The sequence below is a fragment of the Massilia sp. CT11-137 genome (genome assembly GCF_047302885.1).
Classification (GTDB): Bacteria; Pseudomonadota; Gammaproteobacteria; order Burkholderiales; family Burkholderiaceae_D; genus Telluria; species Telluria orientalis.
In genome coordinates this window covers 214,005-227,652 of record NZ_JBKYMP010000001.1, presented here as the reverse complement: position 1 = coordinate 227,652, position 13,648 = coordinate 214,005, and the positions used below count along the sequence as shown (strand labels likewise).

The 13,648-nt window shown below is 65.3% G+C and carries 15 protein-coding genes; 9 read left to right on the top strand and 6 right to left on the bottom strand.

Annotated elements, in window-relative coordinates; all coding sequences use genetic code 11:
• Positions 1–50: 50 nt before the first annotated feature.
• Positions 51–740, bottom strand: a complete 690-nt coding sequence (locus ACEN98_RS01010; protein WP_056133996.1) for a response regulator transcription factor — start codon at positions 738–740, stop codon at positions 51–53.
• A gap of 211 nt (positions 741–951) precedes the next feature.
• Between ACEN98_RS01010 and ACEN98_RS01005 the strand changes: the two genes are divergently transcribed.
• Positions 952–1,458: a hypothetical protein gene (locus ACEN98_RS01005; RefSeq protein ID WP_413341954.1), complete on the top strand. Its 507-nt coding sequence runs from the start codon at positions 952–954 to the stop codon at positions 1,456–1,458.
• Positions 1,459–1,486: 28 nt separating this feature from the next.
• On the opposite strand, the gene minE is transcribed toward ACEN98_RS01005, so the two are convergent.
• From minE to minC, 3 genes are read right to left on the bottom strand one after another with little or no spacing between them, the layout of a single operon-like run.
• Positions 1,487–1,738, bottom strand: coding sequence for a cell division topological specificity factor MinE (gene minE, locus ACEN98_RS01000; protein ID WP_036231293.1), 252 nt, complete (start codon positions 1,736–1,738; stop codon positions 1,487–1,489).
• Position 1,739: 1 nt separating this feature from the next.
• Positions 1,740–2,555: a septum site-determining protein MinD gene (gene minD / locus ACEN98_RS00995; protein ID WP_413380724.1), complete on the bottom strand. Its 816-nt coding sequence runs from the start codon at positions 2,553–2,555 to the stop codon at positions 1,740–1,742.
• Between the two features lie 53 nt (positions 2,556–2,608).
• Entirely contained in the window at positions 2,609–3,391 is a 783-nt protein-coding gene (minC, locus tag ACEN98_RS00990) for a septum site-determining protein MinC (protein WP_413380722.1), read from the bottom strand.
• Positions 3,392–3,777: 386 nt separating this feature from the next.
• Here minC and ACEN98_RS00985 point away from each other — a divergent pair, with 386 nt between their 5' ends.
• From ACEN98_RS00985 to ACEN98_RS00950, 8 genes are all read left to right on the top strand, one after another.
• Positions 3,778–4,956 (top strand): acetyl-CoA C-acetyltransferase, encoded by a 1,179-nt coding sequence (locus tag ACEN98_RS00985; protein ID WP_413380720.1) that lies wholly within the window; start codon positions 3,778–3,780, stop codon positions 4,954–4,956.
• An 86-nt stretch (positions 4,957–5,042) separates the two neighbouring features.
• Positions 5,043–5,783, top strand: coding sequence for an acetoacetyl-CoA reductase (phbB, locus tag ACEN98_RS00980; protein ID WP_413380718.1), 741 nt, complete (start codon positions 5,043–5,045; stop codon positions 5,781–5,783).
• A 199-nt stretch (positions 5,784–5,982) separates the two neighbouring features.
• On the top strand, positions 5,983–6,369 hold the full coding sequence (locus ACEN98_RS00975; RefSeq protein WP_413380716.1) for a DUF2750 domain-containing protein: 387 nt from the start codon (positions 5,983–5,985) through the stop codon (positions 6,367–6,369).
• Positions 6,366–7,685 carry an amino acid deaminase gene (locus ACEN98_RS00970; RefSeq protein ID WP_413380714.1) on the top strand — a complete coding sequence of 440 codons (1,320 nt, stop codon included), beginning with the start codon at positions 6,366–6,368 and terminating at the stop codon, positions 7,683–7,685. Before ACEN98_RS00975 ends, ACEN98_RS00970 begins: the two co-directional genes overlap by 4 nt.
• 51 nt (positions 7,686–7,736) lie before the next feature.
• Complete coding sequence (gene pip, locus ACEN98_RS00965; protein ID WP_413380713.1) at positions 7,737–8,693, top strand: prolyl aminopeptidase; 957 nt, start codon at positions 7,737–7,739, stop codon at positions 8,691–8,693.
• 76 nt (positions 8,694–8,769) lie between these two features.
• Positions 8,770–9,216: a DUF2721 domain-containing protein gene (locus tag ACEN98_RS00960; RefSeq protein ID WP_413380711.1), complete on the top strand. Its 447-nt coding sequence runs from the start codon at positions 8,770–8,772 to the stop codon at positions 9,214–9,216.
• Between the two features lie 21 nt (positions 9,217–9,237).
• On the top strand, positions 9,238–9,693 hold the full coding sequence (locus ACEN98_RS00955; protein WP_413380709.1) for a hypothetical protein: 456 nt from the start codon (positions 9,238–9,240) through the stop codon (positions 9,691–9,693).
• Positions 9,694–9,772: 79 nt separating this feature from the next.
• Entirely contained in the window at positions 9,773–11,818 is a 2,046-nt protein-coding gene (locus ACEN98_RS00950; protein ID WP_413380707.1) for an FAD-dependent oxidoreductase, read from the top strand.
• A 16-nt stretch (positions 11,819–11,834) separates the two neighbouring features.
• Here ACEN98_RS00950 and ACEN98_RS00945 read toward each other — a convergent pair whose 3' ends face one another.
• Together ACEN98_RS00945 and ACEN98_RS00940 are read right to left on the bottom strand one after the other, a co-directional pair.
• Positions 11,835–12,311, bottom strand: a complete 477-nt coding sequence (locus ACEN98_RS00945) for a hypothetical protein (RefSeq protein WP_413380705.1) — start codon at positions 12,309–12,311, stop codon at positions 11,835–11,837.
• 107 nt (positions 12,312–12,418) lie between these two features.
• Complete coding sequence (locus ACEN98_RS00940) at positions 12,419–13,540, bottom strand: beta-ketoacyl-ACP synthase III (protein WP_413380703.1); 1,122 nt, start codon at positions 13,538–13,540, stop codon at positions 12,419–12,421.
• Positions 13,541–13,648 lie beyond the last annotated feature (108 nt).

The following is a 13,648-nucleotide window of genomic DNA, read 5'->3' as shown; positions in this document are numbered from 1 at the left end:
TGATCAAAAATTGGGCAGCGCGCCCATTATACCCCTACAGCGTCAGGGTTTCACGCGCCCAGCTTTTCCAGCCTGTAGCCGTAGCTATAGACCGGCACGAGGCGGAAACCGTTCTCCGGACGCAGGCGCAGTTTGTTGCGGACGCGCGAAACGTGGGTGTCCATCGTACGCGACGGCACGGCCGTTTCGCGCACCCAGATCGATTCGTGGATGTACGCACGCGACAGCGGACGGCCCAGGTTGCGGAAAAACAGCAGCGCCAGGTTGAATTCCTTGTGCGTGACGTCGATCTGTTCGCCGTCCATCATCAGGCGGCCCGGGCGGGTCTCGAACACGTACGGACCGAACTGTAACTGTTCGGCACCATTCTGCGACGGGTACGCCCGGCGCAGCAGGGCCTGGGTGCGTGCGACCAGCTCGCCGCGGCGCAGCGGCTTGACGAGGTAGTCGTCGGCACCGGCCGTGACGCCGGCCACGATGTCGTCTTCGGCCGAGCTGCCGGCCAGGAACATCGTCGGGGTATTCGGCGCCAGTTTTTCCTTGGCGCGGCGCAGGAGTTCCGCCGCCGGGACGTCGGTCACTTGCCAGTCGACGATCAGCAGGTCGGTGCTGTCCTTGCGGAGTTGCCCCAGCAATTCTTTACCACTGTCGAAGGCTTGACAGCTGTGCCCAGCTCCGTTCAGAACTTGGCAGATGAGTTCTGCCTGGGTCGTGTCGTTGTCCAGTACGGATATTCTCATGATTTTCAGGCTGTCTCGGCTTGTGGGACTGAAGGACATCACTGTAGGAACATTCCTACAATGTCACTAAATATATCAGACTTTTAAAACGCAAAGCTACTGATGCCTCAGATAAATTCACATTTTCGTTGGGAAATTGCGTCATAGTTGTGTCAGGCCGTAGACAAACTCCCGGTTACACTGACGTCAACATTGTGGTTGAGGAGCTAACATGTTCAAGAAGAAGAGTCAGGGCGACGAATTGGCCCTGTTGCCGGTCTCCAGCGAGGACATCGAACGCGTGCGCGAACGCTGCCGCGGCCTCGTGCGCAAGCGCGCGGCCATTTCGGCAGGCGTATCCGTGATCCCGGTGCCGGGCGTGGACATCGTCGCGGACCTGTCCAGCTTTGCCGTCATGGTGGAAGAGATCAACCGGGCGTTCGGCCTGTCGCCGGAGCAGATCGACCGGCTGCAGCCGCGCATGCGCATCGCCACTTACCAGGCCGTGGCGGCCATCGGCAGTACGCTCGTGGGCAAGATCGTGACGAAGGAACTGGTGCTGAAGCTGTTGCAGAAGTCGGGCGCCAAGCTGGCGGCCAAGTCGGCGGCGAAGATCGTGCCGCTGGCGGGGCAGGTCGCGTCGGCCGCGATCGGCTTTGCGTTATTCAGGCAGATGGGCTACCAGCACATCGATGCCTGCACGCGCGTCGTGCGCGAGGTGGCCGCCGCGCCGGCGTGATCACCCCGGCGCGGCAGAAAGAACGGGGTCAGGCGTCCGGCAGGACGACGTTGACGTCGAGCACTTCCAGGTTGCCCTGGCGGTCGAGGGAAATCTTGATGTCCTCGGCGTTGACCTTGGTGTACTTGGAGATCACTTCGATCAGCTCGCGGTGCAGGGCGGGGAGGAAATCCGGGCCGCCGCGGCCGCTGCGTTCGCGCGCGATGATGATCTGCAGCCTTTCCTTGGCCGCCGTCGCGCTTTTCTGATTCTTGGGGAACAGGAATGAGAGCAGAGGCATATCACTTCGCTCCGAACAGGCGCTGCAGGAAGCCCGGCTTTTCGTAACTGGTGAAGCGCAGCGGGATGTCTTCGCCCAGGAAGCGGGACACGACGTCTTGGTAGGCCTGGGCCACGTCCGTCTCCTTGAAGTGGATGGCCGGGTTGCCCTGGTTCGACGCGTGCAGCACGGCTTCCGATTCCGGAATGATGCCGAGCAGGGGGATGCGCAGGATTTCCTGCACGTCCTGGTACGACAGCATTTCGTCGTTTTCCACGCGGCGCGGCGAGTAGCGGGTGATCAAGAGGTGTTCCTTGACCGGTTCGCCGCCGCTCTGGGCGCGGCGCGACTTGGCTTGCAGGATGCCGAGGATGCGGTCGGAGTCGCGCACGGACGAGACTTCCGGATTGGTGACGATCAGCGCTTCGTCGGCGAACGTCAGTGCCATCAGGGCGCCGTGCTCGATGCCGGCCGGCGAGTCGCAGATGATGAACTCGAATTCCATCTTGACCAGCTCGTTCAGCACGTTTTCCACGCCTTCTTCCGACAGCGCGTCCTTGTCGCGCGTCTGCGAAGCCGGCAGGATGAACAGGTTGTCGCAGTGCTTGTCCTTGATCAGGGCCTGGGTCAGGCTCGCTTCGCCGTTGATGACGTTGATCAGGTCGTACACGACGCGGCGTTCGCAACCCATGATCAGGTCGAGATTGCGCAGGCCGACGTCGAAATCGATGACGACGGTCTTGTGGCCGCGCAGTGCGAGGCCGGTCGAGAAGCTTGCGCTCGAGGTGGTCTTGCCCACACCACCCTTACCGGACGTTACAACGATAATTCTTGCCATGAAAAAATTGTGTCCTTTTCAGTATCTGGTCAGTGCTGGTACAGGGGCGCGCTTTAATTGCGGGTCGCCGAACCCAGCGATGATATATCGATTCGGTCGCCGACCAAACGGATTTGTGCCGGCTGGCGTGCGACCTCTGCCGGGAAACCTTCGTCGAACGTCCGGTAAACGCCCGCGATCGACACCAGTTCTGGCTGTAACTGCAGCGCGAAGATGCGCGCGCCCGCATTGCCCGACGCCCCCGCCAGCGCGCGGCCGTGCAGCGGCGCGTACACGTGGATGCTGCCGTCGGCGATGAGCTCGGCGCCATTGTTCACGACGGCGGTCACGATCAGGTCGGTGCCGCGCGCGTAGATGCGCTGGCCGGCACGGACCGGTGTGTCGACGATCATCGCGTGCACCGGTGCCGCAGGGGCCGGCGCGGGCGATGGTGCGGGTTCGGCTGTGGGCTCTGCCGTGTCGACCGGTGCCGCGGGCATTTCCCGTTCGCGGCCGGCGCTCGTCTGCAAGCCGCTGGTGCCGTCGTCCAGGAACAGGTCGTGGGCGCGGATCACGTCGTGCAGCGCGGCCGGCGCGCCGCGCACGGCGACGGCGTTCAGGCGGTATTTCTTGAGCAGCGCGACCAGCGCCTCCCAATCGATGTGCGCGGCGTCGTCGGCGATGCCGGCGACATCGATGACGGCAAATTCATCCTCGAAAAAATCCGACACACCCCCGGTCATCTGCTTCAGCGCGGCATCGATCGCGATCGGATCGGCCGAGTGCAGGATGGTCGAAATGGCCACGACCGTGGAGATCTTGATTTCGATGGGCAGGGAGCTCGAGCTTTTGGGCATAAATCAATGTGGTTGGCTTAGCCCGTGCATTCTACTGTGAAATTTCACTCAACGGAAAAGGGTTTTGGGCGGGTTTGGATGACTGGAAACTCCTGTTTCCTGAACAAAAATAATGTCTGAGAAAGATGCTCAACCTTAAGCAAAATCAATAAAAAGGCTGTTTTTTCCGATGAATAAGCTGATAAGATTGATTTTGCTTAAACAAGATTTAAGCGAGGTCACTAATATTGTTGGCTTTCTGTCCAAGCTTGAGCGGAGATTGTGATTCCTCAAGCGCGCGTTGTGCTGGTGTTCGAATTCTTCCAGGCCTGGGCAGAAAAAGGCCGACAGCAGGGCTGTCCACTCATTGAACCCCGGCCGCTGGGGCCGGGATACCGGAGATTGATATGGAAGATGTCGTAATCGTGGCCGCAGGCCGTACTGCAATCGGCAAGTTCGGTGGCACGCTCTCAAAAATTCCGGCTGCCGAGCTAGGCGCCCAGGTCATCAAGCACCTGCTGACGAAGACCGGCATCGATCCGGCCGCGGTCAGCGAAGTCATCATGGGCCAGGTCCTGACGGCCGGCGTCGGCCAGAACCCGGCGCGCCAGGCGGTCATCAAGAGCGGCCTGCCGGACAAGGTGCCGGCGTTCACCCTGAACATGGTGTGCGGCTCCGGCCTGCGCGCCACCCACCTGGCGGCCCAGGCCATCAAGTGCGGCGACGCCTCGATCGTGATCGCCGGCGGCCAGGAAAACATGAGCGCCTCGCCGCACGTGCTGAACGGTTCGCGCGACGGCTTCCGCATGGGCGATGCCAAGCTGACCGACACGATGATCGTCGACGGCCTGTGGGACGTCTACAACCAGTACCACATGGGCGTGACGGCCGAGAACGTCGCGCGCAAGTACGAAATCTCGCGCCAGGAACAGGACGAATTCGCGTTGCAGTCGCAGCTGAAGGCGGAAGCCGCGCAAAAGGCCGGCAAGTTCAAGGACGAGATCATCCCGATCGAGATCGCCTCCAAGAAGGGCACCACCGTGTTCGATACCGACGAGTATCCGAAGCACGGCGCCACGCTGGAAGGCCTGTCCAGCCTGCGTCCGGCCTTCAACAAGGAGGGCACCGTCACCGCCGGCAACGCCTCCGGCCTGAACGACGGCGCCGCCGCCGTGATCATGATGTCGGCCTCGAAAGCGAAGGAACTGGGCCTGACCCCGATCGCCCGCATCAAGGCGTATTCGTCGGCCGGCCTGGACCCGGCCATCATGGGCATGGGCCCCGTCGACGCCGCCCGCCAGGCGCTGGAAAAGGCCGGCTGGAAGCACGAAGAAGTCGACCTGATGGAAATCAACGAAGCCTTCGCCGCCCAGGCTGTCGCCGTCAACAAGCAGATGGGCTGGGACACGTCGAAGATCAACGTCAACGGCGGCGCGATCGCGCTGGGCCACCCGATCGGCGCCTCGGGCGCGCGCGTGCTGGTGAGCCTGCTGCACGAAATGGTCCGCCGCGACGCCAAGAAGGGCCTCGCGGCGCTGTGCATCGGCGGCGGCATGGGCGTTGCCCTGGCAGTCGAGCGCGATTAAACACCCGCACGGCGCCACTGGCCACTGCTGGGGCGCCGTGCCGGTATCCGTAGTTAACAAGTGTGTGCAAAAACTAGGAGAAGACAATGGCTAGAGTGGCATTAGTGACCGGCGGCATGGGCGGCCTGGGTGAAGCGATCTGCATCAAGCTGGCGGCGCTCGGCTACAAGGTCGTGACGACGTACTCGCCGGGCAGCAAGAAAGCGGAAGGCTGGCTTGCTGCGATGCGCGAACAGGGCCATGACTTCAAGGCGTATGAATGCGACGTGTCCGATTACGACTCCGCCCAGGCCTGCGTGGCCAAGGTCGTGCAGGACGTCGGCCCCGTCGACGTGCTGGTCAACAACGCCGGTATCACGCGCGACATGACCTTCAAGAAGATGGACAAGGTCAACTGGGATGCGGTCATGAAGACCAACCTGGATTCCGTGTTCAACATGACCAAGCCCGTCGCCGACGGCATGGTCGAGCGCGGCTGGGGCCGCATCATCAACATCTCGTCCGTGAATGGCCAGAAGGGCGCGTTCGGCCAGACCAACTACTCGGCGGCCAAGGCCGGCATCCACGGGTTCACGAAGGCCCTGGCGCTGGAAGTGGCGCGCAAGGGCGTCACCGTGAACACCATCTCGCCGGGCTACATCGGCACCAAGATGGTCACCGACATCCCGGCCGAAGTGCTGGAATCGAAGATCCTGCCGCAGATCCCGATGGGCCGCCTGGGCAAGCCGGAAGAAGTGGCTGGCCTGGTCGCGTACCTGTCGTCGGACGAAGCCGCCTTCGTCACCGGCGCCAACATCGCCATCAACGGTGGCCAGCACATGCAGTAAGCGGCCGCGCTTGCGACGCATCGACACCGCCTCCGGGCGGTGTTTTTTTTTCGCGTCTAAACACCGGGGTCAGAGCCCGATTTTGGGCAATTTCCAAAAAACGGGCTCTGACCCCGGTGTTGGCCTGCGCGCCGCGGTGGAGGGCAGATGTCGTATGCTCGTCCCGACGGCCGCCGCCGGGCGCGCGTGGGATAATTGAATGATCGATGCTGAACAAGTGAAGGCCGTGGTGCGCCTGCCGGCGCCGCAGCGCTATGAATATTTCGTCAAGCGGGTGGCCGCGTCGGGCACCGTGTGGGGCCTGTACCGCAACGGCTGGGCGCTCGCGAAGAAGGACGACGGCACGCTCGTGTTCGCGATGTGGCCGGACGAGGAATTCGCTCGGCTGTGCGCGGAATTCGAATGGGAAGGCTATGAACCCCAGGCCTTTTCGCTGGACGAGCTGCTGTCCGAGCTGCTGCCCCAGCTGCAGCAGGATGGCCTCCTGCCCGGCATCTTCCGCACGCCCGGTTCGAAAGGCGTGATGCCGACGCCGGGCCTGCTGCGCGTCGATCTCGAGGACGAGTTGCGAAGAAAAACACCATGAACGCATTGCCGCACGGCGCGCTGGCCTTGTCCAGTCTCGAAGAACAGATGCTGCAGCCCGGCGTGAAGGGCTTGCCGTTGACGGCGCCGCTGCGCCAGGGTGCGATCGGCGTGCAGGGCTGGAACGTGCTGCATGGCGACACGAGTTTTCCCGTCGCGGTACTGAAAACGTCCGCGCTGCGCCACAACCTCGAGTGGATGCGCGATTTCTGCGACCGCCACGGCGTGCGCATTGCCCCGCACGGCAAGACGACGATGTGCCCGCAGTTGTTCGGCGCCCAGCTCGCGAACGGCGCCTGGGGCATCACCTTGGCGAACGCCGTGCAGGTGCGGGTCGCGCACCGCTTCGGCGTGCGCCGTGTGCTGGTCGCGAACCAGCTCGTCGCACGCAGCGACGTGCGCATGGTGCTGCAGCTGCTGCACGAGGATCCCGGCTTCGAATGCGTCGTGCTGGCCGATTCGCTCGCGGGCGTGGCGCGCCTGGCCGAGGAAGTCGAAAATCACCCGCTCACGCGACCCTTGTCCGTGCTCGTCGAACTGGGCCTGTCCGGCAAGCGCGCCGGCTGCCGCACACCCGAGGAAGCGCTGACAGTGGCGCGGGCCATCGAGCGCGCGCCGGGTCTCGTGCTGGCCGGCTTCGAAGGCTATGAAGGCTTGCTGGTGTCGGACGACCACGATGCCGACCTGCGCGCCGTGTCCAGCTTCGTCGCGCGCCTGTGCGCGCTCGTGCGCGAGGCCGACGACGAAGGTCTGTTCGGCACGCGCGAGATCCTCGTGACGGCGGGCGGCTCGTCGTACTTCGACCTCGTCGCGCGCGGCTTCCAGGAGCTGCACGGCCTGTCGCTGCCGCTCGTGCCCGTGCTGCGCAGCGGCTGCTACCTGACGAGCGACCACGGCATGTACCAGCGCCACATCGCCGCACTCGACGCGCGCGAAGGCGTCGAGCCGGAAGCGGGCCTGCGGCCGGCGCTGGAGATCTGGAGCGTCGTGCAGTCGCGCCCCGAACCGGGCCTCGCGATCCTCACGATGGGCAAGCGCGACGCGTCGCACGATGCCGGCCTGCCGGTGCCGCTGTGGCACCACCGGCCCGGTCCCGGCGCCGCGCACGCGTTGCCGGACGGCTGCGAGATCGTCAAGATGAACGACCAGCACGCGTACCTGCGCCTGCCGGAAGGCCCCGTGCGCGACATGCTCGCGGTGGGGGACCTGGTCGGCTGCGGCATCTCGCATCCGTGCACGACGTTCGACCGCTGGCCGCTGCTGCTGGCCGTGGACGACGACTACGCGGTACGCTTCGCGCTCAACACTTTCTTCTAGAATGGCCGGGCGGTAGGCTACAATCGGTTGTCGTTTTTTCGCTGACCGATCATGCCCGCCACCCCGCCGTCGCTGTTCCCGCCCATCCTCCCGCACCGTCACGGCATGCTGGCCGTGGACGACCTGCACACGATCTATTGGGAAGAAGTGGGCAACCCGAACGGCATTCCCGTCGTGTTCCTGCACGGCGGTCCGGGCGCGGGCCTGTCGCCGCAGCACCGCCGCTTCTTCGACCCGAGCACCTACCGCGTGATCCTGTTCGACCAGCGCGGCGCCGGCAAGTCGACGCCGCTGGGCGAGTGGCGCAACAACACGACGCAGCTGCTCATCGAGGACATCGAACGCCTGCGCGCCATGTTCGGCATCGAGCGCTGGCTCGTGTTCGGCGGCTCGTGGGGCTCGACCCTGGCGCTGGCCTACGGGCAGGCGCACCCGGAGCGCTGCCTCGGCTTCGTCCTGCGCGGGATTTTCCTGTGCACGCCGGCCGAGATCGAATTCTTCCTGTACGGCGTGCAGTGGTTCTATCCTGAACTGTACGACGAGTTCGTCGCGCCGATTCCCGTCGAGGAACGGGGCGATTTGCTGAAGGCGTACACGAAGCGCCTGCTGTGCGACGATCCGCAGCAGTACTGGCCCGCCGCGCGCGCGTGGAGCCGCTTCGAGGGCCGCCGCGTGTTCCTGCTGCCGCAGGAAGAAGAGCACGCGTCCGACACGCTCGACCTGGGCGTGGGCCGGCTCGAATCGCACTACATGGCGCACGGCGGCTTCCTCGAGCCCGACCAGCTGCTGCGCGACGTCGGCCGTATCTCCCACCTGCCGGCCGTGATCGTGCAGGGGCGCTACGACGTGATCTGCCCGCCGCTGTCCGCGTACCGCCTGCACCAGGCCTGGGCCGGGTCGCGCCTGCGCATGATCCCGGACGCCGGTCACGGCGCGCTGGAAGCGGGCATCGCCCGTGCCCTCGTCGCCGCCACGGAACAGTTCAAGCGACACGGCCGTTTCGATTGAAACGGCGTCGATTTGGACCGAGGCCGCCGCCTGCTACACTGTCCCCAGCTTCTTACAATAACGACAAGCTACCCGCATGAATATCCAGACCAACGACATCGGCCATGTCATCCAGCTGTCGATCGCGCCCGTGTTCCTGCTGACCGGCGTGGCGACCAAGCTGACGGTACTGATGAACCGCCTCGCGCGCATCATCGACCGTACCCGCGACCTCAAGATCGAACTGCGCAAGGGGCCGGATCCGGATTGCAGCGAGGAGCTCGACGTGTTGTACCAGCGCTGGCGGCTGATCAATTATGCGATCACGGCCAGCACCGGCTGCGGCTTCCTGATCTGCGTGATCATCGCCTGCCTGTTCCTCGGCGATACCACCAATCTGCCGCTCGACCGCTACATCGCCGGCATGTTCGTGGTGGCCATGGTCGCCCTGATTGCCAGCTTCATTTTCCTGCTGCGCGAAGTGTCCGTCTCGTTCCGCTACATGCGCATCCACCGCCACGACGTTCCGGTCCGGCCGGACTAGTTTTTACGAATCGAGACCATCATGAACGACTATCAACGTCCCCCCACCCTGCATCGCTACGGCCTGCGCGCCGAGCTGGAACTGGCGCTGTCCACCGGCCAGTTCAAGCTCCAGCCCGAGAACGGCTTCCTGACCCTGTCGTTTTCCACGGCGTGGAACCGGAGCCTGTTCGACGTCCTCGGCCCGGCCGACAGCTGCCTCGTCATCCACAACACGGAAGAATTCGGCGAGCGCCTGCACCGCGCCGTCCAGCGCGCCTTGCCCAACTGGGCCGGCATCGACGGCCAGGTCGAATACGGCATCCGCTCGCGCCTGGGCTCGGCCTTTTCCCGCCCGATTTCCGACGCGCGCGAAAAGGAGTGGAAGTTCGCGTGGCGCTCCCTGGCGCCGCATACCAGCCTGAACCCTGTCAGCGTGCGCATCGGCAGCATCGAGCAGTTCGCCGAACTGCGCACGCCGGAGAGTTATCCGGCCTGACGTTCGCGCGTGTCGCGATTAGAACCACGGCTCGACGAAATCCCGGTGTAATGCCGGGATCATCACTCACGTCGTGCCCATGACCGCCCCGCTCCCCGACACCGCTTATCCCCACCTGCTGTCTCCCCTCGACCTCGGCTTCACGACGCTGAAGAACCGCGTGATCATGGGGTCGATGCACACGGGGCTCGAAGACCGCTTCTGGAACTACGGGAAACTGGCCGCGTTCTACCGCGAGCGTGCGCGCGGCGGCGCGGGCCTGATCGTCACCGGCGGCATCTCGCCGAACCGCCAGGGCTGGCTGCTGCCGTTCGGCGGCACGCTGAACTTCCGCGCCGACGTCCTGAATCACCGCCGCGTCACGCGCGCCGTGCACGAAGAGGGCGGCAAGATCCTGCTGCAGATCCTGCATGCGGGCCGCTACGGCTACCAGCCGCTCGTCGTCTCCGCCTCGAACGTCAAGTCGCCGATTTCCCCGTTCCGCCCGCGCGCGCTGACGGCACGCGGCATCGAATCGACCATCGCGGCCTATGTCCGCTGCGCGACGCTTGCCAGACGCGCCGGCTACGACGGCGTCGAGGTGATGGGCAGCGAGGGCTACCTGATCAACCAGTTCCTGTGTGCGCGCACGAACCGCCGCACGGACGCGTGGGGCGGCAGCATCGAGAACCGCATGCGCCTGCCGGTGGAGATCGTGCGCCGCATCCGCGCGGCCGTCGGGCGCGAGTTCATCGTGATGGTGCGTCACTCCGTGCTGGACCTCGTCGACGGCGGCAACACGTGGGACGAAGTCGTGCAGGTGGCGCAGGCGCTGGAGAACGCCGGCGCCACGATCCTCAACACGGGCTACGGCTGGCACGAGGCACGCATTCCGACCATCGTCACGTCGGTGCCGCGCGCTGCCTTTGCGTCGGTTGCGGCGCGGCTGCGGGATGCCGTCAGGATTCCTGTCGTCGCGTCGAACCGCATCAACATGCCGGCCGACGCGGAGCAGCTGCTGGCCGAGGGCAGCGCGGACTTGGTGTCGATGGCGCGGCCGTTCCTGGCCGATCCCGATTGGGTGAACAAGGCCGCGGCGGGCCACGCGGACCGCATCAACACGTGCATCGCCTGCAACCAGGCGTGCCTGGACCACACGTTCGCCAACAAGCGCGCGACCTGTCTCGTGAACCCGCGCGCATGCCACGAGACGGAACTGGTGTACACGCCGACACGCCAGCGCAAGCGCATCGCCGTCGTCGGCGCCGGGCCGGCGGGATTGTCCGCCGCGACGGTGGCGGCGCAGCGCGGCCATGCCGTCACGCTGTTCGATGCGCTTGAGCGGATCGGCGGCCAGTTCAACATCGCCATGCGCATCCCCGGCAAGGAAGAATTCGCGGAAACCATCCGCTATTTCGGCCGCCAGCTGGCGCTGACGGGCGTGGAACTGCGGCTCGGCCAGCGCGTCACGCGCGAGGAACTCGTCGCGGCCGGCTATGACGACGTGATCGTGGCGACCGGTGTCACGATGCGCCGTCCCCGCATCGAGGGCATAGCGCATCCGAAGGTGCTGTCCTACCTGGACGTGCTGCGCGACCGCGCGCCCGTCGGCCCGCGCGTGGCGATCATCGGCGCCGGCGGCATCGGCTTCGACACGGCGGAGTTCCTGGTCCACGACGCCAACGCGCCGCGCCCGCAGCCCGTCGCGGACTGGGCCGGCGAATGGGGCGTCGACCTGGACGTGGCCGCGCCGGGCGGCCTCGTGAAGCCGCATGGCGTGACGCCCGCGCGCAGCATCTGGCTCCTGCAGCGCAAGTCGACGCGTCCGGGCGCGGGCCTGGGCAAGACGTCGGGCTGGGTGCACCGCGCCACGCTGGCACGCAACGGCGTCGCGATGCTGGCGGGCGTGCAATACGACCGCATCGACGACGCGGGCCTGCACATCACCGTGGGCGGGCAGGCGAAATTGCTGGAAGTGGACAATGTGGTGATCTGCGCCGGGCAGGAAAGCCTGGCGGAACTGATGCCGCCGGAAGGGCAGCAGGGCGGGCCCGCATTCCACAAGATCGGCGGCGCGGCATTGGCGGCCGAACTGGATGCGAAGCGGGCGATCCGCGAAGGCGCGGAGCTGGCGGCGCGTTTATAAGACGAGCCGCCGGGTCCTAGCTGCTGCGTTTCTTGCTCTTCTTGCTGCGGTAATCCGACGCCGGCTGCGCCGTCTGGTCACCCTCGCGCGGCGTGTCGAGGCCGCTCTGCCGGGAACCCGCCGCCGCTTCCAGCGAGCCGCCTTTCTGCTGCTGTTCCATGCCGCCGTAGCCCGACTGGCGCGATGCGTTCAGGCGGTCTTCTTCGCCGCGCGCCTGCATGCGCTGGGCGCTCTGGCGGGCGCTCCAGCCGGCCTGCTGGGCGCCGGGACCGCCGCGCTGGCTGCCCACATTCTCGTTGAGGCCGCCCTGCAGCGAGCCGCGCGCGCGCAGGGATGCGCCCTGCTGTTCGATATTCGCCGACTGGACGTTGGCCCCGCCCGGCGCCACCCAGCCCGGTGCGCGCGGTTGCTGGCTGCCTTCCGCGACGGGAACGATTTTTTCCTTGGCGATGCCGCGGGCGCGCGTGGCGTCCGGTCCCTTTTGTTTGGTCATTTGATCCTCCTGTGGGCTGCGCATGCTGATGCGCTGACAGGAGGATCATGCGCGCGGGGAACGCGCTGTTCCAGAGGAAGAGGGAGCGCACCTTTGTAGGACTGGAACTACCTTTTACGCACGACGACGCAGCCGATCGAATAGCCGGCGCCGAAAGAACAGATGACACCGTTGGCGCCGCTGGGCAGGTCGTCCTGGTGCGAGTGGAACGCGATGATCGAGCCGGCCGACGATGTGTTCGCGTAGCGGTCGAGGATCACCGGCGCTTCGTCCGGCGTGGCATCGCGGCCCAGCAGGGTGCGCACGATCAGCTGGTTCATGCTCAGGTTCGCCTGGTGCAGCCAGAAGCGGGAGATGTCCTCGATCTTCAGGCCCGCGTGCTCGACGGTGTCGCGGATCATCGCGGCCGCCATCGGGCACACTTCCTTGAACACCTTGCGGCCCTGCTGGCGGAACAGTTTATCGGGCTGGCCGATACCGTCTTCGTCGAAACGGTTCATGAAGCCGTAGTTGTTGCGGATATTGTTCGAGAACTTTGTCTTGAGTTTCGAATCGAGGATCTCGAACTGGTGGGCGCTCGTGGCCGTGTCGGCCGCTTCGATGACCATCGCGGTGCACGCGTCGCCGAAGATGAAATGGCTGTCGCGGTCGCGGAAGTTCAGGTGGGCGCTCGTGATTTCCGGATCGAGCACGAGCACGGCGCGCGCCTGGCCCGTCTGGACGGCGGCGGCGGCGGTCTGGATCGCGAACGTGGCGGACGAGCAGGCCACGTTCATGTCGAAGCCGTAGCCGTCGATGCCGAGCGCTTCCTGCACCTCGACAGCCATCGCCGGGTAGGCGCGCTGCATGTTGCTGGCGGCGACGAGGACCATGTCGATGTCGGCCGGCGTGCGGCCCGCGCGCGCGAGGGCTTCGCGGGCGGCGACGACGCAGATCTCGGCCTGCAGCGACAGTTCCTCGTCGGCGCGCTCCTTGATGCGCGGCGTCATGTGCGTGGGGTCGAGGATGCCGGCCTTTTCCATCACGTAGCGCGACTTGATGCCCGACGCTTTTTCGATGAAGGCGCTGCTGGACGGTTCCAGCGCGGTAACCTCGCCGGCCGCGATCTTCCCGGCGTGCTCCGCGTTGAACAGCTCGACGTACTGGTTGAACGCCGTCACCAGCTCATCGTTGGAGATCGAATTCGGTGGCGTGAACAGGCCGGTGCCGCTGATGACGACAGGTTTCATGTTTGACTAGCTTTCATAGACTATAACGGGAGGCAACACTCCCTGAATCAGGCGATTCTACACAATCGTACTGAGGGTGGGAACCGAGGCTCCATTCCACAGGAAGCC

Bases quoted from the DNA above. Each gene is read 5' to 3' on its own strand.
- minC (WP_413380722.1), bottom strand. From the start codon at position 3,391: ATGCCCAAAAGCTCGAGCTCCCTGCCCATCGAAATCAAGATCTCCACG.
- ACEN98_RS01005 (WP_413341954.1), top strand. From the start codon at position 952: ATGTTCAAGAAGAAGAGTCAGGGCGACGAATTGGCCCTGTTGCCGGTC.
- ACEN98_RS00960 (WP_413380711.1), top strand. From the start codon at position 8,770: ATGAATATCCAGACCAACGACATCGGCCATGTCATCCAGCTGTCGATC.
- ACEN98_RS01010 (WP_056133996.1), bottom strand. From the start codon at position 740: ATGAGAATATCCGTACTGGACAACGACACGACCCAGGCAGAACTCATC.
- ACEN98_RS00975 (WP_413380716.1), top strand. From the start codon at position 5,983: ATGATCGATGCTGAACAAGTGAAGGCCGTGGTGCGCCTGCCGGCGCCG.
- minD (WP_413380724.1), bottom strand. From the start codon at position 2,555: ATGGCAAGAATTATCGTTGTAACGTCCGGTAAGGGTGGTGTGGGCAAG.
- pip (WP_413380713.1), top strand. From the start codon at position 7,737: ATGCCCGCCACCCCGCCGTCGCTGTTCCCGCCCATCCTCCCGCACCGT.
- ACEN98_RS00945 (WP_413380705.1), bottom strand. From the start codon at position 12,311: ATGACCAAACAAAAGGGACCGGACGCCACGCGCGCCCGCGGCATCGCC.
- ACEN98_RS00970 (WP_413380714.1), top strand. From the start codon at position 6,366: ATGAACGCATTGCCGCACGGCGCGCTGGCCTTGTCCAGTCTCGAAGAA.
- minE (WP_036231293.1), bottom strand. From the start codon at position 1,738: ATGCCTCTGCTCTCATTCCTGTTCCCCAAGAATCAGAAAAGCGCGACG.
- ACEN98_RS00985 (WP_413380720.1), top strand. From the start codon at position 3,778: ATGGAAGATGTCGTAATCGTGGCCGCAGGCCGTACTGCAATCGGCAAG.
- ACEN98_RS00940 (WP_413380703.1), bottom strand. From the start codon at position 13,540: ATGAAACCTGTCGTCATCAGCGGCACCGGCCTGTTCACGCCACCGAAT.
- ACEN98_RS00950 (WP_413380707.1), top strand. From the start codon at position 9,773: ATGACCGCCCCGCTCCCCGACACCGCTTATCCCCACCTGCTGTCTCCC.
- ACEN98_RS00955 (WP_413380709.1), top strand. From the start codon at position 9,238: ATGAACGACTATCAACGTCCCCCCACCCTGCATCGCTACGGCCTGCGC.
- phbB (WP_413380718.1), top strand. From the start codon at position 5,043: ATGGCTAGAGTGGCATTAGTGACCGGCGGCATGGGCGGCCTGGGTGAA.